The organism is Adhaeretor mobilis (genome assembly GCF_007741515.1).
Lineage (GTDB): Bacteria > Planctomycetota > Planctomycetia > Pirellulales > Lacipirellulaceae > Adhaeretor > Adhaeretor mobilis.
The window spans coordinates 512,474-538,991 of sequence record NZ_CP036263.1; the positions used below are offsets into that span (position 1 = coordinate 512,474).

A 26,518-nucleotide genomic window follows, 5' to 3' on the forward strand; every position below is an offset into this window, starting at 1 on the left:
TATTACGTTAGGTGATGCGCCGAATGGATCCCTTGCGACACCTATTTCCTAAAAGCACGAAATCTACTGAATCTTATCAGTATCCGCACAAAGTTGGTGGTGGTGAATTCTCAGCTCCACCGCGTGACCGGATACCTCACGCAGCCTCGTTAGTCTCTCAATTGCTAACTGCGTTTGATGAAGAATCGGTTCCTGTAGGGCAGGATGCATGTCAGGGTGCGGTACTTACTTTTCAAAGTGCCCCGGAATTCAAGCTGAAACTTGAGAGTCTCGACTTCCGGCCAAGTGGCATAGAACTTCTGAATGCGAGGGTTGACGAGAATGGCGTCATGCACGCAGCAGTCTACGTGCCTACTGGCAAGGCCAGCTATTTCATTAAACGGCTAGAACAATACGCTAAAGAAGACACAGAAGGCGCGAATCCCAAGCCATTGAATCAAGCGTTAGTGGATAGCATCACCGCGATCAAGCGAGCCACTTTAGGGTCGCTTTGGTCAGACGCGGGTTTGTTTCCCGATGGCGATAAGGTGAAACGGTGGTGGGAAATCTGGCTCCGCGATACCGCTGTGCCAAAAGCATATTCTATTGCGTTCCAGGACGACGTTTATGACGTCGTAAAAGATTTCCGCCAACGGTCTACAGCCGCTGGGGTTCAGGTTCCTGATCGCCAGTTGCATTTCCCCGAACGTCGAGTGGTGTTGGGACACGCCTCGATTGAGCAGTTGCTTGCGATTGAAGGTGTCTTTGATTTCCTGGCTGAGTTGCGACTAGCCAAATTATTGCCCGGCGAAATACTTGCATTAACATCAGACGCGCAGGCCGAATTCGTCGACGAACTTCGTAGCCGAGTTGTCCCTCCTTCGATACAAGCTACAGCGGTCTGCCATCTCGATACGGGAGTTAATCGTAGTCATCCTTTATTGGAAATGGCAATTAGCGAAGAGCATGTGCAAACGATAGACCCCAACTGGTCTTCCGCAGACAGTCATGGGCATGGCACTGCAATGGCGGGGCTGGCACTATACGGCTGCTTAACTGAAGTGCTCAACAGCAGCGACCCTGTCGTTCTTAGCCATCGCCTCGAATCGGTGAAAATATTTCGACCTGACCTCCCTACAGAGCCCGAATTGTGGGGAGAGATGACTATCCAGGCGGCGGCCCGCATAGAGATCGCAGCTCCCAATTGCCTACAACGGGTTTTCTGCTTAACGGTAACCGTTGAGGGGAGAGATAACGGAGCCCCTTCTTCCTGGTCGGCCGCTGTCGATCAGATGTGCTTCGGAGCCGATGATGCCTCGCCGCCTCAGCTAATGATTGTGTCGGCAGGCAATCTGCCGCTTGAGTTACGTCATGAATACCCCAAGCGAAATTATTTGGAGGGAGTAGAAGATCCGGCACACTCTTGGAACGCCTTGGCAGTCGGAGCTATTTCTAAACACGCCTCTATTGGTCAAACCCAATACGCTGGATGGGAAGCGGTAGCGACTGTCGGCGACCAACTTAACCCTGCTAGCCGCACTTCATGCATCTGGACCAGCAAGAGCTGGCCACTAAAGCCTGACATTGTAATGAATGGAGGCAATGTTGCTCTCAACCCCGCTACTAAACGAGCAGATTACATCGACGATCTATCGCTTCTGACCACTCGAGTCAGCCCAACTGGCGGTCTACTCACTACCACTGGGGATACGAGTGCAGCAGCCGCACTCGCCTCACGATTCGCAGCACGCCTCTGGGCAGAGTACCCAGCGTTAAGGCCTGAGACAATCCGTGCATTGATGGTCCATTCAGCTCGTTGGTCCGAGCCCATGCTTGAGCAGATGGATGGTTGTAGCAAGGAGATGCTGCTCCGCTGCTTCGGCTATGGCGAGCCGAATTTCGCGAAAGCATGCTGGAGCGCACTCAACACCACCACGCTCGTAGTGGAAGAATCAATGCAGCCTTTCGAGAAGACCGCGGCGAAAGTTAAGACCAAAGATATGCACTTACATAAATTGCCTTGGCCCGTCGACGTACTCCGAGACTTGCTAGACGTAGAAGTTCGTATGCAGGTTACGCTTTCATACTACATTGAGCCGAGTCCAGGCCGAAGAGGTTGGACGAAAAAGCATCGCTACCAGTCGCATGGCCTTAGATTTGACGTGAAGCGACCGACTGACACAGATGAAGAGTTTCGCAAAAGAATCAGCGCAGCAGCTCGTGACGAAGAAGAGCAAGTTACTTCAAGCACAGATGATCGAAATTGGAAACTTGGCAAAAACCTACGCTGCAAGGGGTCTCTTCACTCTGATGTTTGGAGCGGCACAGCTGCAGACTTGGCTACTTCAGGCGTTATTGCCGTGTTTCCCGTAACCGGCTGGTGGAAAAATCGCCCGCATCTCAGACGCCATGACATGAAAACACATTATTCACTTGTTGTTACAATCGAAACCGACGCCGAAGAGGTTGATTTGTACACGCCAATCTTCAATCAAATCGACATTGAGCTCACAGGTTGAGTATCTTCTCGAACGACACACTTACAGCCTCATTCAATTCTTCTCTTCGGAAAAGGGTATGAATTCGCTGCATTCAGGCCCTCCTATCCACATTGTTGTACTGTGCCCAAGCGCATCCGGTCTGTCACACCGAGGAATCTTGTAGCAACATCCAAACCTGCCACAGACTGATACGCTGAACACAGTTTCGGGGAAACAACGCCAGAGGTTGTTTACCCAATTTGAATTGGCAGCGGGTTATCGAAAGTCAGGCCGAGGATATGATCCGCCGCCCGCTGCCCCTGCCCTGCTGCCTGCACGATCAGTTACAAGAGTTGTTCATCGACTACGGCGATCGGGATTACCAAGGCGTGCGTCGCCACGCGACGGTAGAGCAGCAGCACGGACGCGGAGAACGTCGTGAGTACTATGGGGCTGCTGCGCCGCAAGGATTGTTGGAAAAGTGGCGTGACGTCCGCTCGATCGGCATGGTTTTTCGGTATCGTCAGGTGGGTGACAAGCTGAGCGAGGAAACGTCGTTCTTCCTCAGTAGCTTGCCACCCAAGGTGAGAGCTTTAGCGAAGCATGTGTGTGGTCACTGGGGCGTGGAGAATTCCTTGCACTGGTCATTGGATGTAACTTTTTCAGAAGATCAGAGCCGGATTCGGAAAGGAAACGGTCAAGAAATCGCGGCCGGCTTCCGCCGCTTGGCGTTATCAATCCTCAAACAAGACACCACGCTCAAGGAGCCCCTCCGCGGCAAACGACTCCGAGCCGGGTGGAATAACGACACAATTCAAGCAATTCTCACCGGAATCGCAGCGTGATTAGATGCGATTGAACAGGTCGTGTACCTTCTCAATGATCTCCCGCAGCAAGGTCTGCCAAGAGAATTATTGTTCGCTCACTTTGCTTGTAAAGAAAACTAAAATGGTTGCCCAAAAACACAGAACGAGATTCTGAATGGGAAGTTGGAGCGAAGTCGGCAAACAGTATATTAACGCAACAGCGGGAATCCAAATGGCCCAATTTGAAATCAGCACCGGCAGGATTCGGGTCCTATACCATTTCGGTCCTAGCAATTTCTGTAGCTTATCAAACGAATAATCAGCATCTCGCCATAAGTAGAATAGCACCACATTTAAAAGTCCGAAGGCCGGCACATAAAGCAGCTGATCAATCGCAGTCTTGACAATGACTGTTCGACAGTTCAGCTCGGTTCCAAGCAGAGCCGCTTGAAGGCGATATAAGAAATCAATCTCGACACCTTTGAATGCCCAGAAAAGTGTGCTTGAGACCACGTAAGACAATTTTGGGAGGCATGGACGTAGGTGGAGTCTTTGCAGCCAACCCGTAATCCATGGAGCTAAGACAGGAATGGTCCCGCCAAACAAAGCTGTGGAAACAGCACTAAACTTCCATCCCCAATCTGACTTGAGCCTGCCGACATATTCGAGCCCCAGCTGGACCGATGGAAGGAAAAAATAGCCTAAAACCAGTGCTATTGTGAACAACCACAGAATAAGAATCGGCAGTTGGTTTTGAATATAGGCTTGCCTTCCTGTTTGCCAGGCTACTCGCAATGGACTAAATGACTTGGTGCCGTGCGGATTCCTCAAGTTCATAGGTTGGTGGTTGGTTCCTGGCTGGGCTTGGCGCACCGCTATCTCAGACATGCCGTCCTGTAAAAGAAGTTAATCGCCGGCTTGAGTGCGACTGTCCTGTGGCTTTGGCCTTTGCCACTTCCTCGACGGACTCAAGTTATCAAATCTGCATGAAATTGCCATAGTTCACTTCAGGAGTCGTCCACTACTTTTTGTAGAAACTATTACGTCAGCACGACCTTGTCGCCTGATTCCCTCACCTTATCGTCCATGAAACGGTGGTCTTAGAGTAATCGGTCTGCAGCTCCGTTTTTGGGGCCTCTGTATCCGGTGGCCACACATAGTCACCACCGCAAGGCCTCTCCTCGTGGAAGTAGTGACCTTCACCCCAACTTGAGTCCAGTTGGAGTGAGAGGATTCAGCTTCCATTCTTCCCGCTAGGGGAAGAATGGAAGCTGCGAACTCCTGGGGTGTCCGGTCCACCCAGCAAGTGGCACCCAAAATTTCGGCAGTGGAACCTGGCGTTTTCTTTTTAGCAGCGTTTCGTTTTCTTGAACGCGTCAGTCAGCTACGTTATGCTTACGGGCAGTTGTTTTGTGTTGAACAGTCCCCCCAGCAATATCTTCAAGGAGCGTCTCATGACCTTCAGCCTACCTAGCAGGCTTGCTTTGCTTTCGCTTGCTTTGCTTCACTGCAACGCAGTTCGCAGCCACGCTGAAGAATTTGGCGGCATCGAATTTCCTGGTGGAGCCAGTAGTTTTGCCGATAGCGTCATCCAGTACGATCCGGCCTTCAGCGGCGGCAACGTCCCAACTGCTCCATCGTTTCTCAACCCTGCTGATGCACTGGGACCGCCCGATTTCTCACCAGCTTCTGGGAATAGCGACACGGGTGCCGTCTCCCTTGGAAGCGGTGGATTGATCGAGTTGGCCTTCACTGATAACGTGCTCACGAATAGCGGCGACACGGACTTCGATTTGCATATCTTCGAAATCGGATCAGCGGTGGAAGATACCTTCGTTGCGGTGCGTCCCAACGCAGCAACTTTGGCCCTATTGGTTTCAGCTGTCGATGCCAATTCAGATGGCTTTCTTGACCTTGGTAGTGTCAACGGAGCTACTTCATCAATCGACATTGATGCGATCTTTTCTGGATTCAGTCCGGGCCAGTTGGTCTTCGATGCGGTTCAGTTGGTGGACGATCCCAACAAGGACGGCACCACAGGCGCCACGATTGGTGCGGATATTGATGCCGTGGGAGCCATAGCATCGAGCCCCATCCCCGAACCGGCGTCGCTGACCTGCGCTCTCATGTTAAGTTTCTGGCTGGCGGGACGGCGGAAGCTCAGCAGAAATAGTAAGTAGCAATCGATGAGCTACTTCGTAGGCGTTGCCCCAGGTGGCGGAGTGCCTCCTCCGTCGCGGACGTAACCACTGCGATCCGCTGCGTACTTCTCAGGGGTTGGCAACGCAGCCTGCTCAGCATCGCCCTCTTGGGTGGCTTTGAATAGGTGTTCTAAATACGGTCGGCACCAACCGCAACCGGTGCCTGCACCGTAGCAATCGGCCAACTGCCCAACGCGGCGCGGTTTCTCGATGCGTATGTAGTTCTCGACCTTGCGTCGTGTGACGTGGAAACACAAGCAGAGTTCGTCGGTTGGTTCCATCGAAAAAGTCCTCTTACGTTGTCGTTGCCAGGCGCAACGCTACGCGGCAGGCGAGTGCGTATTCGTCGAGGTTCACCCATTCGTCAATCGTGTGAATGTCGTTTTGCCCGCAGCCCAGCGACACCGTGGGAATCCCACGGGCTGACAACCAGTTGGCGTCAAGCCCGCCGTTGGCAATCGCCAGATCGGCTTCAAGCTCTTCGGCTTTTACGGCGGCTTTCGCGGCCAGTAGGCACGGCTCATTCTTCGCCAGTTGGAACGCTTCGTAATCGATTTGGCCTTCAAACATCACGCTGCCCGTTTCGCGATCGGTGTTGCGCACTTTGCGGGCTGCTCGCTGAAAGGCTTTTTCGATTTCCTTCACAATCCTCATGCGGAATTTTGGGTCGTGACTACGTGCCTCGGCGCGCAGCTCGACGTGGTCGGTCACTACATTGGTTGCTTGCCCACCCTGGATTACCCCGACGTTACTGGTGCCGCGGTTCTTTCCTTTTTCGATCAGCCCATGCCAGCCCTTGCTCACAAGGTCGGAAATGGCAAGGGCCGCGATGGAAACGGCACTCACGCCGCGTTCTGGATGCCCACCAGCGTGGCTGGCGACCCCTTTCACAATGATCTTCATGCGATACCCGCCGGTCGCGCCGATGATCAGCCGCTGGGCGTGACTGCCGTCGAAGTTGAAGGCCAGCTTCGGCTTGCCCAGCATGCCAAGCTTCACGTTGCGGGCTCCATGCAGGCCGACTTCTTCCTGCACGGTCCAAAGGAACGTAAGTGGTGGATGCGGCAGATCGCCTCGGAGGATTTCGATGGCGGTAGAAAGCACCACGCCGCAGCCGCAACGATCGTCGCCACCCAGGCCGGTGTGTTCGTCAGCGGAATCGATTCGGCGGCCTTCGCGCACGGGTCGCGCGCCTTGGCAAATGGGTACGGTATCCATGTGGGCGCTCAACATGCGGCGCGGCCCCCGCACCGTGCCGGGCAACTTCACTACGAGGTTTCCGATTTTTCCGCCCAACTTTGACTGATGATGCGCGTCGTCCAACGAAATCGCTTTCGCCGGTACGCCTGCCTTTTGGAGTTCCTTGCTGATGAACTTCACGACGGCGCGCTCATCGCCGCTGGGCCCCGGAACAGCAAGTAAACGCATAAGTAAGTTTTCAGCACGCCGCTCTGCTTGCAGTTTCGCCGTGACTTGCTTTTTCGATGTCTTCGCCATGTTACTCGTGTCGTTGCTGGAATTTTAGAATCACTCGCACTGCGATCTCGCTCACTATGCTAGCTGCAAGCTATCAATTGGGAGTCCATGCTAGCACTTTAGCCGCTAGCCCACTTCGCAAAACTTGCCAGATCGTAATGAATTTCGCTACTCGGCCCCATTTGTGGAATTCCCCACGCAAGCCACCCTGCCTATAAGGCCGATCATAACGAATACGTGCGCCTCGGCTATTGGTTTCTTGAGCGATGCACCACTCGTTATTGGAGAGTCTTCGGAAATGCGATGGAAACGCAGAAGATCGATTTGGCCACCGCTGGTTGCCCTGGTGTGCTTGCTGCTGATGACGATGGCCGCGCCGCGTGTTTGGCGTGGTTATCAGGAGCGCCTGCGCCAAGCTGCCGGGCCTGCTGCGACGGTAGTGGAGGCCAAGCCGCAAGCGGCGGTCGTTGGAAACGGTCGCGTTGAGACCCCGATCGCTCCGTTGGCAGAACCGTTACCCTCGTTGCCTCCACCGCTTCCTCCCGTGGTGCGCCAGGGAGCGCGGCACAACGCGCCGGATGAGTCGCTGGTCGCGCCGGTTGTGGGGCCGATTCTTGGCAGCGATGAGTACGACGACTACACGTTTGACGCAACGGAAGAATACACCGTGGTGGACGATTCCTCGGAGCCGACAACCCCACCGGTGAGCTTCCATCCGCTCACATCTGCCGTTTCGAATCAACTGGTGGCAGCGCCGCGCCACATCCAGCAATATGGGCTGAACACCCTGCTCGAAATGCAATCCGCCTGGGACTCGTTGATAGAGGGTGCTGAGCAAGCTAAACAAGCTGAAGAAGCCAAGCAAGCAGCCAGGGTCCGTCAGGCTCCTCGACCGCAAGTTCGCGTTAGAAGCTCCAACGATCGGCTGGCCATGTTACCTCGCGAGCGCTCGGTCCTGATCACTCCGCGGGTGAAAGAGACGCCACCGACTGGCACAAAACCTACGCCTGCCATGCTTACCCCTACCAAACCTACAGAGCACGTCCCCAGCGATACCGTGCTGATGAAGTTGCCTGAAGTGAGCGAACCGCGGCTCGCCCGGGCTGAGCCTCGCTTGTCGCAGTCCGGGCCGCAGCCCGCGCCGCCGGCACTTTCCACACGCCCTGAAGCACTGATCGCCGACCTTACAGAACTTACGAAGCTCTCGCTCAGTCACCAGTGGGCAGAGCGTACGCTGCATCGTGTCGAGGCACTCGCAACGCAGCCGAACCAGAATACGGCGCTCGAAACCATCGACGAGCTGGCTGAGTTGAGTGAGCGAGGTACTGAGCTTGCTAAGGAAACAACCGACTTGGCGCTTCGCAGTTCGTGGTTGCGAACTTCTGGTGCGCTGCAACGCCGGCTACCCTTGTGGCGAGCGGCTCTGGACGAAGAGGTTTCGCTGGCGGCCCTGGTTAGTGACGCGGCTCTCAATCACGAGCAGTTCACCGCGATCTTGCATGAGATCGCCGCACTCACGGCAGGTAGCGACGACGGCACACATTGGCGAGAGTACTTACTGCTCGATGAATTGGCTCAACTGGCGACACAACAAAGCACGAGCGAGCAAACGCAGATAACTCGCCACATGCAACGGCAGACTGCACAGCGCGTGCTCGCTCGCATGGCCGACTTGCGACTTAGTAGCGAACAACGCGATTTTCTGGCAAGCGAACCATTGGCCGCTTTGAGCTTGGAATTGCAAAAGTGGTCGGCCGGCCCGGTTCAGCTGACGCGGCTCGTTGAGCTTGTCGAAGTTTACGAGGCGAAGCCCACCATGCGTTACGCGTTGGCGATCGCACAATATCGTCAACGCTTGCTGTGGTCGAGTGACGCGAGGCTGCGTAATTTGGGCGAGCATCTCAATGCCGCGTATCGCAAGCCGAACCTCCGTTTGGCTGTCACGGGCGACTTGCTCAATCGGCTTACTCCCGAGGCACAGCCGGTCACTACACCCGTGCGCGATCGCGTGGGAGGGGCCGATATTCGCGGTCGCGCCCGCACGACCACCGACGTAAGCATCGCATTGAGTCCCGATCCCAACGCGTGGCGCATCGCCCTGAAGGCGGACGGTAAGGTGCATTCGCAAACCTATTCCGATACGTGGCCTGCCAAGGTGCATAACGCTGGCGACATGAATTTTTCCGCTGAGAAGGAAATCGTAATCTCGCGCGACGGCCTGCAAGCCGAACCTGCGGAGGCAACCGCCCGCGGACGGAACCGGCTGGTGGGAATCGAAAGTAACTTCGAACCAGTCCCATTGCTCGGCCCGCTGGTCGAGAGTATCGCACGCAGCAAACATAAGAAGTCGCAACCTTCCGCGATGAGAAAGGTCAAGAGCAAGGTCATTCGCGAAGCGGAGACGCGTATGAATCGCGTTGCCGATGAACGCCTCACCGAAATCGAATCGGGCTTCAAGAAGTACGTGCAAGGCCCGTTGGAAACGCTAGCCCTCGCGGCGGAACCGGTTGACTTGTACACGACCGAGAAGCGCGCCGTCATGCGACTACGTATGGCCGATCAGGCCCAGCTTGGCGCCTACACGCCGCGACCTTCGGCACCGTCGGACAGTTTGGCGAGCCTGCAACTTCACGAATCGGCTCTCAACAACGCCGCCCGCGGCCTTGGCCTCGACGGCCAGCGTATGACGGCTGGGGTGTTGCATGCTCTGTTGTCTATGAAGCTCACTGGCAAGGTGGCCGACTTGCCTGAAGACTTGCCCGCCCGTGCGAAGATCGAATTCGCCAAGAGCGATGCCGTACGTATCCGTTGCGACGGCGATCGCTTGGAGTTGTGCCTGTCTTTCGCAGAACTCTCCCGCGGCCGCGATCGCATCCGCAACTTCGAGGTCCACGCCTTCTTCAAGCCGCGACTCGATGGACTACAAGTGAAGCTCGTACGCGATGGGACGTTGCAATTCGCCGGCCCACGTTTGCGGACTGGCCCACGCGTAGTATTGCACAGTGTGTTCGGTCGACTGCTCAACAAAGACCAAGAGCTACCACTACTGGCCGAACGTTTGCAGGACGATTCACGCTTTACGGGTCTCATGGTAACGCAACTGGTGATCGAAGACGGCTGGATCGCAATGGCACTCGGGCCGTATCACCCTGAGCGCACGGCTTGGCGCACTCGTGAGATTGCCAAGACCAAAGTAGCAGATCATTCACAGAATGATGAGACACCGTTGCGCTAGAGCGTTCCTGAAAGATTTTGCCGCGGTCCTTGCACGACGATCCGCGTTTTTCGCGACACCGATGCAGAAGCTTAGAAACGCTCTAGAGTTTGTTCCGGTCGCTTACCCTCGCGGCTTGCGCCCTGGTGAAGAACTCAACTCGTCGCTCTTGCAAGTCGTTCGCCAGCGTAGCGCACCATCATCAGTAGTAGCACGATCGCTAGGGCTGCGTCGGCTGCTAAGCACAATCGCCAGGCCAGAGACGCGGCGTTCATGGCAATGTGTAATTCTGCGGCAACCGCAAAGACACCAAGCGGCGCGTAAACGACCAGAGCGATGACGACGCTGCTGAGCTTACGCACCGCTGCTACGCCGCCGAGGGCCACGAGTGCCACCGCGGCGGCAATGGGCACGCCTTTCAGTGCAAAGGCGATCATCACGATGCTCACGCCAAGCAGCATCAATCGCGGCGCTGCCGTTTCAAGCAGTGTACTTTTTGTCGCGTTGTTGTGTGTTTGGTGCATGCCTCCATTGTGATTGGCAGTTGGGGAATGGCGAGTCGAAAATCTGGGCAATTTGCCCTCCTAATCGTAACAAGTGCTCTTGAGTAGGTAGGCCGTAACGAGCGGTAGCGCTGTTACGGCATGGGTGCCTGGACATAGTGCCGTAACTACGCGTTGCTTGTTACGGCCTACGGCCTCCCCTAGGATCGCGATGGACGAACTTTAGGCTATGATCCGGAACCCCTTTGGGGTTGAGGTTTTTCAACAGCGAACCTGTTGATGTAGGCGAAACGTTAATAATTCCTACTGCTATCAAGCCCCAGTCATAGAACCGCCACCGGTAGACCACCCCGTTGTACGTGGCTTACCATAGAGCCCTGGCACCCTGATCAGGCAACAGGCATGTGTGGTGAGTTGCAGTGAGTAAATCCTACCCTCAACCTTCAAGTAAGTTGACGCCCGTCTTGGACGAGGTGGTGGGGTATCTCAACTTTTCCTCCGGCGGGAGCGATCCACACTTCTTGGAGAACTTGAGCACCCTCGCGGCTGCCATTGAGCACGAGCTGGAAGAAACTCAGCTTGGAGATGCTCAGTCGTCGGAAACCGCGATGGTGGACGTGCTGAAGAGCTGGCTCACCGACACGGTCACTCGGCTGCAGGCCGATGGCAAGGCATTTCGCGATGCGTCGCAGGCCACCGGCATCATCGGGCTGCTGTTTGATCACTTCCTGCCGGCTTATCGGGAGTTCCATCGCGATCTGCTACATCACCAGTCGACGAGTGATCTTTGGCGGCCCTTCTTCTTAGGCCGCGCAGTCGAGGCGCTGTTGCGGCAAGGCGGGCCGTGGACGGGTGAGTCTCTGGACCATGATGACCGCATCGTGACCAAAGCGCTCTCGCAGTTTAACGACTATGTCGGCTATCGGCCCACGCCGGCGCTCACTTCGGGCAATCGGTCGGACCCGTACCCGCATGAATTCGTGCGGCCGATTCCGCTGTACGTGCGAGGGGCCGGGGTTGCGGCGGGCACGTACGCGAAGTTGATCACCAAGACGCTCGAAGTGCTGCGTGATACCGACCCTGATATTTTGAATCGCGCTTGGTTCGATCTCGAACGGTTGGAAGAAGTGGCGCTCGATCCACGGGCGTACGATTTCGATCACCCGGTGAATCGTCGCCCAAACCATCACTTCGGGCAGTGGGATCCGCGGCATATTGATGGCTCTGGATACTACACCCGTTTTGTTATGCAACAGGTAACGCTCGACGCATTGCTGGTGCGCGTGGAAGCAGGCAGGGTTGAAGTAGATGGGGAAAGTGAACAGGAGAATCGTCTCGACGAAGCGGCAGCCGTGCTTGCGGGGACGATCCTCATGGCGTCGGGCACCAGTGGGGACTCGCCCGGCTGTCACGATTCGACGGTAACACTCTCCACGCTGTTACCGCACATTGCTGCGTATCGTGATGACTTTTACGAACAACTCCTTGCTAGCGCCGAAGGCGAGCGAGGCGAACGCCTGCGTGAGGAAGCGAAGAAACGTCGTCAACCGTTTGGCGCAGCTCGGCAGCATTTGAATCACGAACTGGCTCGTCGGCGGGCGATGCAATTGCAACGCGTTCATTTGGCACTGTTATTCGCGCGGATGGGTTACCAGGAATCGGCACTCAAGCAAGCAGATTCCGTACGTGTGGCATCGGCACGCATGCTAACCGCGCTCTATTGCCGGCTCACTTCGGGGCACGATGCGATTGACGCAGGTCGGATCGATCAGGTGAGCGACGATTTGCTCAAGATTGAAGACCTGCTGCATCGGGGAATCGAGTGCGGAGCACTGGTTGATCCGTGGAGTGTCGTGGGTTTTGCCGCGAACTTTAGTTTGTTCCCCGCGCTGGAGAACACCGTCCACGATTGGCGCGTGGACGAGCTCATTGAGTTGGTGCGGCAGATACTCGACTTAGCCGCGCGGGCGTGGAGCGAAGCGGCTGCCGTCGACAACTCGAAGCACGAGCGGCTATTCGAGTCGATCTTGCAGCGTCTCACGCAATGGTGGGACCAACATGCCACGGCGTCGGTCGAAGGGGTCGACCGATTGGTGGCCAAGGAGATTGAGGTTTCAGCAAACTTGGTTTCCGGTGCGCTCAACGCTTGGCACAAAGCGGGGGCCGCTTCGGGGGACATTGCCTTTTGGCAAATGTTTGTCGCAGAGTTTGACTCGTCGAAGTCGTTCCAATTGGTAATCGAAGCGCTATTGGATCATGGAGACACGGTTGCCTCGCGTGCGCTGATGATGCAGTGGGTGAATCAACGGGATCACACGCCGCTGGACGATGGCGACGCGGAACTCCGCCCGTTGGCGTTCCGCTGGCTCTCGACCTTAGAATCACAGCAGCACGCCGCGCAGGACAGCAGCGAGCAACCGGCGGAGGCACAAGACAGTAGTACTGTCAAAGATCTCTGGCCGCAGGTCGCGAAGTTCTTTGCTTATCTTGAGGCGAATGCGGAGGAGTATTGGCAACCGCCTGAGTTGATGATGAATGGCTCGGCAATGCGGCCCCTCTCGACTGATGCTATTCCGTTCGGTGATCCGAATGGTGACGACGACGACTTAGAGCCGGACGACTACGGCGAAGATTTTGATACCGGGGGATTAGAGGGCTCGCTTGAGGGAGACCTCGACGAGGCGCTTGGCGACCCGCTCGAAGAGGGCGAGTACGACTACGATTATGACGAGGAAAGTTCCGATGAAGAATCGTATGAGTATGAAGAGGAAGAGGAGGTCTTTGGAGCGGCCTACGAGGAAATGGTGTACCGTGACAGCACGGATGATGGTATCGAGGGGGACATCGTGGACGACGGTGTCGAGCCGTTGTACACGGAGTGGGAGTACGAGGCAGACCGCATCGACCAGCGGCTGAGTTTTTTGAACACGGTCGCACGGCTGTGGAAGTACACGGCGATTACCTGGGGTGGCAACGGTGAAGACCGTCGCGAAACGCTCGACGGTTGGCTCCACCAAACCGCGAGCAACTATCGCCAGTTGATCGAGTTGCTCGAATCGGTGCACAAGTATCGCTTCGCCAAGCCTTCGCCGTCGCACGAAGCACTCATCGAGTATGACCGACTGCGCATGATCAAAGAGCAGTTGGTGCAAACAATTATCGGCACAAGTGTTGAAACGGCCGTCGCGGCACGATTGCTGATGGCTTCGCGACTTGAAGAAACGGGCTCTGAGGGTGAGTCTTCTGCAAGCAAACTATTCGATTCCGAGATCGACGCTGCGGCGATTCCACTTTTGCGAGCGGTACTAGCTGGCGAGACTGAGAAGGTCCGTAATGTGTGGCCAAACTTTCTGGAGGCCATCTCCAAGCGGCCTCTGCTGTACGTCCCGCACTCGCGCGGAGGCGAGCCCCGTAAGATTGTGGCGACGCGCGGCCTGCAACGCTTGTTGCACGATCTGCTAGGTTGGCTACCAAAGTTGGGGCTCGTGCGTGAAGCGTGCGAGCTGCTCGATTTGGCACAGCAGCTCGAGAAAGATTTTCCGATGGAGAGCGCCGTCACCGAGTTCGATCGGCTCTTCGAAAACGGCTATCAAGCAATTGTGCGTTCGATGGTCGCCTCGGCCGAGGTATGGGACACGCGCATCCCATCCGAGCGCCCGCGCCAGGCAGATCACATGCTGGTCGATGCGCTGCAGATGCTGACCGAGCGGCAACTCGACCGTTGGTTGGGGCACAGCCGTACGTTGCGGCTCAGCGTAGTAGAACGGCTGAGTGAACCGAGCAAGTGGAAAGAGTTTGTGGAGTTTGTGGAACGCTACGGCGAGCAGCTCTTCACGCAAAAGTTTCTCGGCAGTCTTGGTAACCTACGCGGGATTTTGCACCAAGGCGTCGGCCAGTGGATCTCCCAGCTCGAAGAGAATCCTGAGGCCGTGGAGAACATTCTGCTGCTAACCGACCTCGCAAAAGGTCTGCCGCGCGAACCGGCCGAGGAGATGCTAAGCATCGCGTTGGAAGTGGTTGTGGAGAACTATCGCGAGTATCGCGATTACAATACAACGACCACGCAAAGCGACCACGGCGAGCTACTGTACAACTTTGTCGATTTCATTCGTTTGCGTGCCGAGTACGATCGCGTTGCGTGGAACTTGAAGCCCGTGATTTGGGCGCACGAGATACTCGTTCGACATGGCCGTACACTTGCTGCGGAAATGTGGCGGCAAGCATTCGTGCAACGCACGGACGATGTGGCCGAAGACCACGCCAAGCGCCTAGTGCAGATGAGCGAAGAATACGGCATGCAGCTCCCTACGATCTCCGACCGGCTGGACGAGCGTTTCATCCGCCCGCTACTCATCGACCAAGTCCGTGCACTGGTTGGCCCCGCGATGGGTGAAGAGGGCGAAGATCGCCGAGCCGCCTTTGAAGGGCTGGAACGAGAAATTTCCGGCCTTGCTAGCCAACCTCACGGTGCCGGTTTCGAAGCGCCAGACTGGCTATCGGCCCTGGAAGACGAGGTGACCGAAGCCCGCTCAAGGATGACTCATCTTTCCTCATCCGACCGACTGGCCCGCCGCATCGGCCAGGTACAGCTCACCTGGGGTGAGTTATTGGAGCAGTTGAGTACGAAAGAGGTGTGAGTAGGCACGGCGGGAGGCACTTCTGACACCCAAGTTGGGCCTGGAAAACACACTTCGACTACATAGCCGACCTGACACCTTTGCTTCCCTTTCCGCCACATCGCATGGGAAAACAGCAGCGATTGATGGAATCTCTGATCGCTGTTGACACTGAGACCAAGTCTCAGAATCACAACGCAGGATACCTTGCGAGGTGATTCAACTAGGCCTGCCCGAAATGACGAGTATACTCTTGTTGAGAAGTGCCACTCTCAGTCGGTACAGACTTCGCTAAGAAATCAGGTGCATGTAGTGGGCTGGTTACTAACATCGCGTTCGCCGCGGAACTGGACACGATACGTGACGATGCTCGTTACGTGCGTATCGCTGCTGCAATTGCCCGTACCGATGCTCCACACGCATGACGCCTACGAATCTCCGGACGTGCTATGCGAGCACGTTGGCAATCGCCATGGCGAAGTCGACGTTCTTGACGATGAGATGCATTGGCATTTTGTCTTGCCTAGGGAACTAAAGCACGAACACGACTCCGAACAGGACTCTTCAGAGGATGAGACGAGTCTCGCTTGTCTATCTACCGGTGCTTACGCAGGGTCGGTCAACAGCTCGCTCGATAGAGCACCATTCGGAAGGATTCTAATTCTTTCCAGCACGTTCGGCGCAGGCGTCAAACGACCTGTGGATGGGTTGCTCCAACGACAGCATCCGCAATCGAATCTGAGGCTCTCGGTCAGCGTATGCGCACTGTTGTGTGTCGTGCACTGCTAAGAGTTTTTCGTCGTAACGAGCGAGGTCTCCTACGCTCGTTTCTAACTAACTGCAAGCAATCTGCTTGCAACGACGAAATCCTTAGCCCCTGCATCTTCGATGAAACATTCCAAACTACTTAGCGCTGCATTTGCGCTGATTGCCATCATTTTCACTGGTTGGCTGCTTACTCAGTACCGGGTTGGCACCGAGGACAGCGAGGCGCCAGAAGAGTCATCTCTGGTTGAACCCACCTCGATCGTCCGTCTGTCCGAAGCAAAGCAGCAGGTCGCTGCCATTCAGGTCAAAAGAGTTGAGCGTGGCGATTTGTCGCTGACGCGAATGCTTCCCGCGCGGTTTGCCTACGACGACACGCGTCACGTCGCAGTGCGTGCCGCAACCGATGGTGTCTTGGTATCGGTCGATGTGAGACCAGGAGACACAGTAGAAGCTGGCCAGCCGATAGCCGTTCTCCGCAGCCCGGCAACCGGCACAGCAAGAAGCAAGGTACTCACACGGCTGGCCGAACTTGAGTTGGCCAAAACGGATAGTGATCGCTGTCTGTCGATTTACCAGGGCGTGAAAAATCTGACCGAGTCGATTCAAAAACAGATCCCAGTACATTCCATCGAGCAACAGCTGGGGGATTCCTCTCTAGGGAGCTACCGCAGAGAGTTGCTCACCGATTACAGCAAAGCTCTGCTGGCAGCAAAGCTGGCGAGGTCGGCAAGCGGAATTAGAGACTCGGGCGCTATCAGCGGTCGTGTGTTGCAGCAACGAGAAAGTGAAGTTCAGCAGGCCCGAGCCAGTCTCGAAGCTGCCATCGATCAATCTCTGTACGACACACGCCAAGCCTACAATAGAGCAGCGGCGGCCAAAGATACGGCACAACGGAGTTTGGAAATCTCACGGCAAACGCTCGCCACGCTACTCGGGACCTCCGCAGCAGAAGAGTTAACGCCTTTGAGCAAGTCCATCGAAGCGGACTTAGCCCTCTTGCAAATCCGCTCGCCGATCACAGGCACGGTTGAACGCAAGGTTTACTCAGCCAACGAGCGCGTCACGACCGGCAGTGAGCTGTTCATCATTGCCGACACCTCACAACTGTGGGTCGAGGCAGACATCCGCGACCGCGACTGGCAAGCAGTTCAGCTGCGTCCCGGTGATCGGGTCACGGTCTCAACGCCTGCCGTCAAACAAGCGGACGCGGAAGCGACTATCTATTTCGTTGGACGTGAAGTCGATCCCTTGTCAGGGGCGATCCCTCTAGTTGCTTCGATTGAGAATCATGAGGGGAGGTTCCGACCAGGACTATTTGCCCGGGTGGAAGTGCCGATCGGCGTCGTTCCTAACGTACTGATGGCACCAGACTCGGCGGTTGTCGATCTCAACGGCGAGTCCAGCGTCTTCGTCCAAACGGGAGATGGCTACTTGCCCGTTACCATCGAAACAGGCGCCAAATCGAGCAACCAATGGGAAGTGCGAGCGGGCCTCACCGAGGGTCAACAAATCGTCGTCGAAGGTGCGTTCATTCTCAAGAGCGAACTTCTACTCGAAGGGGAGGAGTAAGCCATGCTGAAAAGACTCATTGAGATTTCGCTTAAGAACCGTTTCCTGGTGATTGTGCTGGCACTGTTTGTGGCAGGGGCAGGCATCCGCAGCGCTTTGTTGTTGCCGATTGATGCGGTCCCCGACTTGACCAACACTCAAGTAACGGTCATCACGGAAGCCGGTTCGTTGCCGCCGGTAGAAGTCGAGCGGCAAGTGACCTACCCCATTGAATGGGCGATGGGCGGCTTGCCCAATATTGAAGAAGTACGCAGCGTCTCAAAATTTGGCCTCTCGGTGATAACGATTGTTTTCACCGAAGGCACGGACGTTTATTTTGCCAATCAGCAAGTCAGCCAGCGACTTTCCCAAGCAGCTACGAAGATTCCCGAGGGATACGGACCGCCTGAGCTAGGTCCGATGACAACCGCCTTGGGCGAGATCCTGCAATTTGAAGTGCGCAGTGAGGGTCGCTCGCCGATGGAGTTGCGGACCATGCTGGAGTGGGATTTTGCGCCGCGCCTGCGTGAAGTGGATGGAGTGACGGAAATCAACACGATGGGCGGATTCTTCAAGACGTTTGAGATTCGGCCTGACCCCAATCGGCTGATGGCCCACGACCTGAGCCTCAAAGAACTTTACGACCGCGTCGAAGCAGCCAACACCAATGCAGGTGGTGGCTACGTCGTTCATCACGACGAGCAGCGGTTTATCCGCGGCCAAGCGTTGATTAAGGGCATCGAGGACTTGCGAAGCATCGTCATGCGGCGCAGCAAGAACGGTTCGCCGCTGCTACTCTCCGATGTAGCTGACGTCACGATTGCTCCCATGCCAAGGCAAGGAGCAGTCAGCCGGGATGGCAGAGGAGAGGCGGTCACCGCCATGGTGATGATGCGCATTGGCGAAAACTCTCGGACTGTTGTCGCGCGGGTGAAGGAGCGACTGGATGAAATTCGCACTACATTGCCCAGCGACGTCGAACTGGACGTGATCTACGATCGCGAGGACCTGATTGGTCGCACCCTTCACACGGTAACCAATAACCTACTGGAAGGTGGCGTCTTGGTGGCCTTAGTGCTCCTAGTCATGCTAGGCAGCCTGAAGGCTGGCTTAATCGTGGCACTAGCTATCCCACTATCGATGCTCTTTGCATCAAACCTAATGTTAGCATTTGGAATCTCCGCGAGTTTGATGAGCTTAGGTGCCATCGACTTTGGGCTGATTGTCGATTCCTCAGTCATCATGGTCGAAAACTGCGTGCGGCGACTTGCACACAATACCGAAGGCAAGAGTCGACTAGCGATTATTCGTGACGCTGCCATTGAAGTTCGTGGACCAACCATGTTCGGCGAACTGATTATCGCGGTGGTCTATGTGCCTGTGCTGCTGCTTGAGGGTACCGAAGGTAAACTGTTTAGACCTATGGCGCTGACCGTCCTGTTCGCGCTACTCGGCTCGCTCATCTTGTCGATGACACTAATGCCCGCATTGGCCTCCTTGTTCCTCCCCAAGACGCCCAAGGAAACCGAAGTCTGGCCATTACGCATGCTCAAGAAAGTGTATCTCCCCTTGGTACGCCTGGCGGTGGAAACGCCGCTAGCTACGGCAACTGTCGCACTGTGTGTGTTTGCGATTAGCATTCCAGTCGCACTCGGACTAGGAGCTGAATTCATGCCTCGTCTGAACGAAGGGGATTTGTTGGTCGAGGCGGTACGGCTGCCGAGTGCGTCCTTAGAGGGCGCTGAGCAGATGGCTAAACTCATCGAGACGGAACTGGTAGCCTTCCCCGAAATTAAGACGGTTTTCACCAAGACGGGTCGCCCCGAGATTGCCAATGACGTGATGGGCGTGCATCAGTCGGACGTCTGGGTAATGTTGAATCCACCGGGCGATTGGCCTGCCCCGAAAACGCGAGATAAGCTGATTGATGAAATGGAAGCGGCGCTCACCGAGAAAGTGCCGGGCGTCGCTTTTGGATTCACGCAACCCATCGAAATGCGTGTCGATGAGCTGGTAGCGGGCGTCAAGGCGGATGTCGCGATTCTGGTCTACGGTGACGATCTCGATACTTTGGCACGTAAATCGAAAGAGATCGAACGAGTCCTCCGAGAGATTCCTGGTGCTGCGGACGTAAAAGCCGATATTCAGTCAACGCTCGCGACCCTGACGATTGAACCCCGACGTGAAGCACTCGCCAGATATGGAATCGATGCCGAAGAGGTGATGGATGTCATCGCTGCGATTGGCGGGAGACCGGTGGGCGAAGTCCTGCAAGATCGAGCACGATTTCCAATTCGGGTGCGAATACCTGAAGTTTGGCGAGCCAATACTGAGATGTTGGCTCAGCTGCCGGTTGCAGAAGCAGGAGGCAAGCCAGTTCCGCTGGACGAACTGGCGGACATTCGCTTGGAGCAAACACCTCCCACCGTGGAACATGACAATGGCCGGCGACGTACTTTTGTCTCCGCCAATGTGAGAGGACGCGATGTGGCAACGTTTGTTGGCGAGGCGAAGCGAGAAGTCGCAGTGAAGGTAGATATGCCACCCAATTACGAATTGCAGTGGGGCGGCGACTTTGAGAACCTTCAATCGGCAAGTCAACGGTTGTTGTTGATCACGCCAATTGTGCTGCTGGTGATCTTCCTCCTACTGCACACGACATTTCGTTCGCTCCGTCTGGCACTATTGATTTTCCTCTGCGTACCGATTGCAGCCAGCGGCGGCGTCTTTGGACTGATGCTGCGAGACATGCCGTTTAGTATCGCCGCTGGTGTCGGATTCATTGCCCTGTTCGGAGTCGCCGTGCTCAATGGCCTGGTCTGGGTAAGCGATGCTGAAAATCATCGCAAAGCAGGCAGTGACGCGAAGACTTCAGCTTTGGCGGCTGCGGACGATCGCCTGCGACCCGTGTTGATGACGGCCATGGTTGCCAGTCTAGGATTCTTGCCAATGGCGCTCTCAACAAGTGACGGGGCTGAGATCCAACGACCATTGGCAACGGTCGTCATTGGAGGGCTGATCACTAGCACGCTGCTGACTTGTTTGGTGATCCCATCGGTCTATGCACAGTTTGCTGGTCGAGCAAGCCAGTCCTTATCAATCGAGGGAGACAAAACGCCATGAATGGTTCTCATTCGCACGCGGAACAACATCGTAGCGACCAGATCGGATGGCTGCGGGCTGCTAATGATGGGATGGTGTCCGTCTCCAGCCTCATCATCGGCGTGGCTGCTAACACGGAACGAAGTACAATTTTGCTGTGGGTAATTGCGGGGCTCGTGCCCGGTGCAATGTCGATGGCCGCCGGCGAGTACGTTTCAGTGAGTTCTCAAGCTGATGCCGAGGAGGCCGATCGTAAGCAAGAGTTGGACAAGAAAAGGGGGGCATTCTACTTTTCAGTGGCATGTCGCTCTCACCACCAAAAAAGTGGCCAAGAATCGTTGCTGAATTTTGCCACATTGAAGAATCTCACTGCTGGGCAAGCCAGCAGCGGCACATAGCGGGAGGATTCCGAGCCTTTCGCAACTATCGAACTCGCATCTTGTTCTACGGCGGAAAACTCGACCTCCTACCTAACGGAACTACCCGCTAAAACCACCGAAGATCTCTCTTATGTTCTTCTGACTGAAGCACCGTAGCCGTTGTCTACGCTCAACAAGGCATCTCATGGGCGGCAGAGCTTGCTCGGCGTGGAAAATGCGTTCAATCCACGCGCCAACCAAGGTCGGCGGCTGACTGGGTGTATGCACAGGGTTGCCAGTGCCGTCTAAAATCGCCATATTGAGAGGGTAGACGCCTGTTCATCATTGGTGTTTTCTCCATTGCTGCGCCCATCACCGGAAGGAGCCACTGGCTATGTCGCAAACTTTGCAAGACGCTAATCGTTACCTGGAAGAGGGTACTAACTCTTCAACACTGCCGTTTGCAGTGCATCTCGACCTGAAGGTCATCGACCCAGATACGATTCGTGAACTCACGCAGCATGCCGAAGGTGCAGATCGCGATGAATTCGCACTCGAAGCACTCAAGATCGGCGTGCTGGCTTTGCGGCGGGCTTCCTCTTCGTTCGACGCCGACTATATCAAGCGCGAAACCGACCGCCTATTGGACACGATGCGCCGGCAGTTGGAGGACCACACGCGAGGTTCCCAGGAGAAGCTCGCCGGTGCATTGAAGCATTACTTCGATCCGGAGAGTGGTCAATTCAATCGTCGCGTGCAACAACTTACTGCCAAGGATGGTGAGCTTTCCTCACTGCTTTCTGAATCGCTCGACGGCGATAAATCGAAACTCGCGCAAACTTTGTTCGCCCACTTCGGCGAGCAAAGCCCGTTGATGAAAATACTGAGCCCCGACCAATCGAATGGTCTGCTCGCAACTTTACGCACTAATGTGGAGGGTGAGCTCAGCAAACAGCGGGAGCGAATCTTGCAGGAGTTTTCGCTGGATAATCCAAACAGTGCGCTCACCCGACTGATCGAGCAACTCACCAGCAAGCACGGCAGTCTTTCGAAGGATTTGCAGGGCAAGATCGACGAAGTTATCAAGGAGTTCTCACTCGATAAAGAAGACTCCGCACTGAATCGACTTGTTACTCGTGTGAACAGGGCGCAGGAAACGATCACACGTGAGTTTTCGTTAGACAACGATCAATCGTCTTTGAAGCGTATGAAGACTGAGCTGACAACCATTCTCGAAGCACATGTGAAAACCAATGCGGAGTTCCAAGAGGAGGTGAAGATCGCGCTAGAGAAGCTCGACACCAAACGTAAGACCGAACTGCGTAGTACGACGCATGGGAATACTTTCGAGGATGCGGTGCTCTCCTTCTTGCACGACGACGCAGCGCGTCGTGGGGATGTAGTGGAAGCGACGGGCAATTGCACCGGTTTGCGGAAGAATTGTAAGGTGGGAGATGCGGTTGTTGAGCTGGGGCCCGATCATGTTGCGGCAGGCGCAAAGATTGTTCTGGAGGCGAAGGAAGATGCCAGCTACACGCTCAAGAAGGCCCGCGATGAGGTGGCCGTAGCGCGTAGTAATCGCGATGCCCAGCAGGGTATTTTCGTGTTTTCGCGGCATTCGGCACCGCCAGAGTTTGAGGCGCTCGCTCGCTATGGCGACGATGTGTTCGTCGTTTGGGATGCACAGGACCCTCAAACGGATGCCTATTTGAAGGCTGCTCTAGAGATAAGCCGAGCGTTGTGCCTGCGCAGCAATCCTGAGACGCAACGCGATACGATCGACTGGACGCCCATCGACAAGTCGGTACTCGATATCGAGAAGCGAGCAGAGAACTTGGAAATGATCCGCAAGTCGGCGGAAACGATCCTCTCATCGGGCGGGAAGATCATTGATCGCGTCGACAAAGACAAGAAGGGCTTGCTCCGCCAGTTCACAATCCTCAGCGAAGCGATGTCGCACATTAAGGAATTGCTCGGTGAGCCCTAAGAGGCAACCAAGTAGAGTCCGCTGTGAGCTTGTGAATTATTCAGCCACCTACTCGGCAGCTAAGAATTTAGAATCGGTGACTGCTTTGATTCTAACATGCTTTGCGATGGAGGTTCTTGATGGAACGTACCACACAGACCGGCACGGCCCGTTTTCAGCGTGCTGAGCGACGACAGATCGAGTTTCGCCCGCTCGCACTCGATCACTTGCTTGCTGAAGATCACGCAGCGCGACTGATTTGGGCCTACGTGGAAGGACTCGACCTGACGCTCTTGTATCAGAAGATTAAGGCGGTGGATGGGAATGCTGGTCGCAATCCGATCGATCCAAAGATTCTCCTCTCGTTGTGGCTCTTCGCCACCGTCGAGGGAGTCACCTCCGCTCGTCGACTCGCTAAGCTCTGCCAAGAACACTTGGCTTACCTGTGGATCTGTGGCGAAGTGAGCGTGAATTACCATACGCTGAGCGACTTTCGCACCCAACACCATGAGTTTCTCGACGACCTGCTCACTCAAAGCGTGGCCACGCTGCTGCACCAGGGACTCATTGAACTCAACAGCCTGGCCCAAGACGGGATGCGTGTTCGCGCATCGGCCAGTTCGAGTTCCTTCCGCAGGAAGCCCACCCTCGATGAATGCCTCGCCCAGGCGGAGCAACATCTGGAAACACTTCAGAGGGAGAGCGAAGAAGATGTCGGGGTTGAGAACCGTCGTGAACAGGCAGCACGGGTGCGTGCGGCTCGTGAGCGGCAGGAGCGTATTGAAGCGGCTTTAGAAGAGCGTGAAACGCTCGTTCCGAAAATGGAGCGTCGTAAGAAGGGTTCTGGTAGCGAAGCACGCGCTTCGACCACCGACCCCGAAGCACGCAAGATGAAGATGGCCGATGGGGGCTTTCGTCCGGCCTATAACGTACAGTTTGCGACGACGACCGATACGCTGGTGATTGCTGGTGTGGATGTGGTCAATGCGGGGACTGACGGTGGTCAGATGAAGCCCTTGATTGATCAACTTGAGCGGCGCTACCAGCAGGCTCCCGAGCAGTACCTGGCCGATGGGGGCTTCGTGAAGCTGGACGACATTACTGCCCTTGAGCAGGCGGGTATCACAACGTACCTGCCGATCATGGAGCAAACACGTAAGGAGTCCAAGGGGATCGACCCGTTTGCTCCGGTGAAAGGCGATAGCGAAGAGGTCAAGCGGTGGCGTGCCCGGATGGGCACTTCCACAGCGAAAGAGATCTATCAGCAGCGCAGTGCGACTGCTGAGTTCCCCAACGCCGGCTGTCGGAATCGGGGGCTGGGTCAGTTCCCGGTTCGAGGGTTGCTGAAAGCCAGAGCGATCTGTTTATGGCAGGCACTAGCGCACAACTTCCAGAGAACACTTGATTTACGGCGGCAAGCGACCGGGTAAGCTTGTGATGATCAGGCAAGGATGCCAACGCCATCGGGTCGTCAGCATCCCAAGCAACTTTAGCAAACAGGGGTGTTTAACAACGACACAACCAACCTTTCAAGAAAGAACCCCCGAGCACTAGGACCTCAGGCCCGGTTGAGAAAAATTCACGGCCTCTGTGCGGACCAAAGTGAAGTTGGCCAAGATGTAAAGCTTGATCAACCGTCCACAAAATTGGTGGTCCGCACGTTACCGCACGTTACCGATGGTCCGCAGAGCGAACCCCTACGCTACACCGCGTAGCTCAGCGTCGCGAACGCACTCTCGATCTCTTCAGCGGTGATCTGCTGGACCCCTTCAGCCGCGCCGGCGATTAGCGCTTGCTCGGCAACGCGATTCACGCGGCGGGGAACTCCCTCGGCTAGCGCGTGGATCGCGCCGAGGGCTTCTTCGTCAAACGCGGGACGCTCGCCCCCGGCTTCGAAAAGAGCTAGCTGCAGGTAGCCGATCGTTTCCTGCTCACTCCACGGATCGACATCGATACGCAGGTCGACCGTTTCGAGTAACGACTCGTTCAACTGACGGGCAGCTTGGGTTTCCGCGACAAGCACCAACGCCAACCAGCCTAGTGAAGCGGGTAGGCGCTGCAGGCGGATCAATTGCGTTTGTAGATCGGGCCCCGCCTGCTGGGCGTTGTCCACGATGAGTACGGCGGATGAGTCACTCGATTGCGTGGCGGCAAAGTCGGCCAACCGACGGAATAACTCCACCGGCGTATCGCTCGTTCTCGGGCCGATAGACCAAGCGGAAGTTATTTGCCAAAGCAACTCAGCAGAGCTGAGCCCGGCTGCGTCGATGACGGCGACTCGTCGATTGTCGTCACGGCATTCTTGTGCGAAGCGTGTGGCAAGTAGCGTTTTCCCGACGCCAGCGCGACCCAGTAACAATCCCACTTGTCGGGCGCCACTTGCCAAGAATCGCAGTCGTGCCGCAGTTTCCACCCGCCCAGGGGTTTCGTGGAACAGTGGGGGGACCAACCGGCTGGCAAATGGTGCTGTCGAAAGTCCCCAGTGGGCTTGGTACATAGTTGGCTCGAAGAGATGGATGGCAGCGAGATTGAGGCGGCGTGATTGTGATGGCACGCCGCAGGGCTTAGATTAGTGGGCAGTGCCTCTTCTCTTACATCGGCTAGCGCTGGGGAGGAACTTTGACCCACTACTGCTAGCACCAAGAGTTGACGAATAATAAACCACTATTTCTGACATCCCGACCGAGCGACAACGACTGAGTGATAAGGACCGAAGAGAGTCGGTCTGAACCCTCAACCTGCTATGCCTACACTCCAACGCCGCTGCTACTCCGCTAAGCCCGTTACAGGCGACACGCTCGTGATCGACGGCCCTGAGGCTCATCACCTGCTGCATGTGCTACGAGTGCAACCTGGGCAGTCGCTCGTGGTGTTCGACGGTACCGGGGTGGAGTTTGCTTGCGACGTGAGCGAGTGCCGTCGGGCTGAAATCGAACTTGTCGTACGAAGTGCTGAACCAGTCGATCGCGAGTTGCCCTATTCACTCGAACTGGGGGTAGCTCTGCCGAAGGGCGATCGCACGCGCTGGATTATCGAGAAGTGTGTGGAACTGGGGGTCACCAAAGTCACGCCACTGGTGACCGATTACGGCGACCGAAAAGCGAAACTCGAATCGGCTACAAAGCTCCAACGCCACGTGATCGAAGCGAGCAAGCAATGCGGCCGCAACGTGCTCCTGGGGATTTCTCGAGCAGTGCAATTTGCGGAGTGGGTTCAAGAATCTGGTGAGCATCCGTGCCTACAACTACTCGCCCACCCGGGCGGCGTTGCACTGCACCGAGTAAAACCCACCAGTCAAGGTCCCACTCGCTTGGCCATCGGCCCCGAGGGTGGTTTTAGCGACGTGGAAGTGGCGCAAGCTCAAGCCGCCAACTGGCAGATTGTCGACCTCGGGCCGCGAATACTGCGCATCGAAACGGCAGCGCTCAAGTTGGTGGCGGCGGTGGCTGAGTAGTTGTCACCCTTGGCGATAGGTGGGGGAAAGTGCACAACGGCACCAA

General features: G+C 56.0%; 17 protein-coding genes. 12 read left to right on the top strand and 5 right to left on the bottom strand.

The features are described 5' to 3' along the window. The first annotated feature begins 23 nt into the window (after nucleotides 1-23). Entirely contained in the window at nucleotides 24-2,498 is a 2,475-nt protein-coding gene (locus HG15A2_RS01995; protein WP_145057322.1) for a S8 family peptidase, read from the top strand. 221 nt (nucleotides 2,499-2,719) lie between these two features. Next, nucleotides 2,720-3,304, top strand: a complete 585-nt coding sequence (locus HG15A2_RS02000; RefSeq protein ID WP_145057324.1) for an ISAs1 family transposase — start codon at nucleotides 2,720-2,722, stop codon at nucleotides 3,302-3,304. Between the two features lie 66 nt (nucleotides 3,305-3,370). On the opposite strand, the gene HG15A2_RS02005 is transcribed toward HG15A2_RS02000, so the two are convergent. Further along, the gene (locus tag HG15A2_RS02005; RefSeq protein ID WP_145057327.1) at nucleotides 3,371-4,153 is read right to left on the bottom strand and encodes an Mpv17/PMP22 family protein; all 783 of its coding nucleotides are present in this window, start codon (nucleotides 4,151-4,153) and stop codon (nucleotides 3,371-3,373) included. 566 nt (nucleotides 4,154-4,719) lie between these two features. Here HG15A2_RS02005 and HG15A2_RS02010 point away from each other — a divergent pair. Further along, nucleotides 4,720-5,445, top strand: a complete 726-nt coding sequence (locus tag HG15A2_RS02010) for a PEP-CTERM sorting domain-containing protein (protein ID WP_145057329.1) — start codon at nucleotides 4,720-4,722, stop codon at nucleotides 5,443-5,445. Nucleotides 5,446-5,456: 11 nt separating this feature from the next. Here HG15A2_RS02010 and HG15A2_RS02015 read toward each other — a convergent pair whose 3' ends face one another. Both HG15A2_RS02015 and HG15A2_RS02020 read right to left on the bottom strand, forming a co-directional pair. Beyond that, nucleotides 5,457-5,747 carry a (2Fe-2S)-binding protein gene (locus HG15A2_RS02015; RefSeq protein ID WP_145057331.1) on the bottom strand — a complete coding sequence of 97 codons (291 nt, stop codon included), beginning with the start codon at nucleotides 5,745-5,747 and terminating at the stop codon, nucleotides 5,457-5,459. Between the two features lie 13 nt (nucleotides 5,748-5,760). After that, a complete protein-coding gene (locus HG15A2_RS02020; RefSeq protein ID WP_145057333.1) occupies nucleotides 5,761-6,963 on the bottom strand; it encodes a M20/M25/M40 family metallo-hydrolase in 1,203 nt (400 codons plus the stop codon). Nucleotides 6,964-7,240: 277 nt separating this feature from the next. Here HG15A2_RS02020 and HG15A2_RS02025 point away from each other — a divergent pair, with 277 nt between their 5' ends. Further along, entirely contained in the window at nucleotides 7,241-10,177 is a 2,937-nt protein-coding gene (locus HG15A2_RS02025) for a hypothetical protein (protein ID WP_145057335.1), read from the top strand. A gap of 134 nt (nucleotides 10,178-10,311) precedes the next feature. On the opposite strand, the gene HG15A2_RS02030 is transcribed toward HG15A2_RS02025, so the two are convergent. Beyond that, the gene (locus HG15A2_RS02030; protein WP_218932267.1) at nucleotides 10,312-10,680 is read right to left on the bottom strand and encodes a hypothetical protein; all 369 of its coding nucleotides are present in this window, start codon (nucleotides 10,678-10,680) and stop codon (nucleotides 10,312-10,314) included. A 398-nt stretch (nucleotides 10,681-11,078) separates the two neighbouring features. Between HG15A2_RS02030 and HG15A2_RS02035 the strand changes: the two genes are divergently transcribed. The 7 genes from HG15A2_RS02035 to HG15A2_RS02065 all read left to right on the top strand — a co-directional run bounded on the left by HG15A2_RS02035 (nucleotide 11,079) and on the right by HG15A2_RS02065 (nucleotide 24,448). Next, nucleotides 11,079-15,296 (top strand): hypothetical protein, encoded by a 4,218-nt coding sequence (locus HG15A2_RS02035; protein WP_145057339.1) that lies wholly within the window; start codon nucleotides 11,079-11,081, stop codon nucleotides 15,294-15,296. Between the two features lie 339 nt (nucleotides 15,297-15,635). Then, a complete protein-coding gene (locus HG15A2_RS02040) occupies nucleotides 15,636-16,064 on the top strand; it encodes a hypothetical protein (RefSeq protein ID WP_145057341.1) in 429 nt (142 codons plus the stop codon). A gap of 99 nt (nucleotides 16,065-16,163) precedes the next feature. Then, a complete protein-coding gene (locus HG15A2_RS02045) occupies nucleotides 16,164-17,612 on the top strand; it encodes an efflux RND transporter periplasmic adaptor subunit (RefSeq protein ID WP_145057343.1) in 1,449 nt (482 codons plus the stop codon). Nucleotides 17,613-17,615: 3 nt separating this feature from the next. Then, nucleotides 17,616-20,714 (top strand): efflux RND transporter permease subunit, encoded by a 3,099-nt coding sequence (locus HG15A2_RS02050; protein ID WP_145057345.1) that lies wholly within the window; start codon nucleotides 17,616-17,618, stop codon nucleotides 20,712-20,714. Further along, nucleotides 20,711-21,091 (top strand): VIT1/CCC1 transporter family protein, encoded by a 381-nt coding sequence (locus HG15A2_RS02055; protein WP_145057347.1) that lies wholly within the window; start codon nucleotides 20,711-20,713, stop codon nucleotides 21,089-21,091. The genes HG15A2_RS02050 and HG15A2_RS02055 overlap by 4 nt, the downstream gene beginning before the upstream one ends. Nucleotides 21,092-21,446: 355 nt before the next feature. Continuing rightward, nucleotides 21,447-23,039: a hypothetical protein gene (locus HG15A2_RS02060; protein WP_145057349.1), complete on the top strand. Its 1,593-nt coding sequence runs from the start codon at nucleotides 21,447-21,449 to the stop codon at nucleotides 23,037-23,039. A 119-nt stretch (nucleotides 23,040-23,158) separates the two neighbouring features. Further along, nucleotides 23,159-24,448, top strand: a complete 1,290-nt coding sequence (locus HG15A2_RS02065; protein WP_145056780.1) for an IS1182 family transposase — start codon at nucleotides 23,159-23,161, stop codon at nucleotides 24,446-24,448. Nucleotides 24,449-24,720: 272 nt separating this feature from the next. Here HG15A2_RS02065 and HG15A2_RS02070 read toward each other — a convergent pair whose 3' ends face one another. Next, the gene (locus HG15A2_RS02070) at nucleotides 24,721-25,515 is read right to left on the bottom strand and encodes an ExeA family protein (protein ID WP_218932268.1); all 795 of its coding nucleotides are present in this window, start codon (nucleotides 25,513-25,515) and stop codon (nucleotides 24,721-24,723) included. A 246-nt stretch (nucleotides 25,516-25,761) separates the two neighbouring features. On the opposite strand from HG15A2_RS02070, the gene HG15A2_RS02075 reads away from it, so the two are divergent. Then, nucleotides 25,762-26,472 (top strand): RsmE family RNA methyltransferase, encoded by a 711-nt coding sequence (locus HG15A2_RS02075; protein ID WP_145057353.1) that lies wholly within the window; start codon nucleotides 25,762-25,764, stop codon nucleotides 26,470-26,472. Nucleotides 26,473-26,518 lie beyond the last annotated feature (46 nt).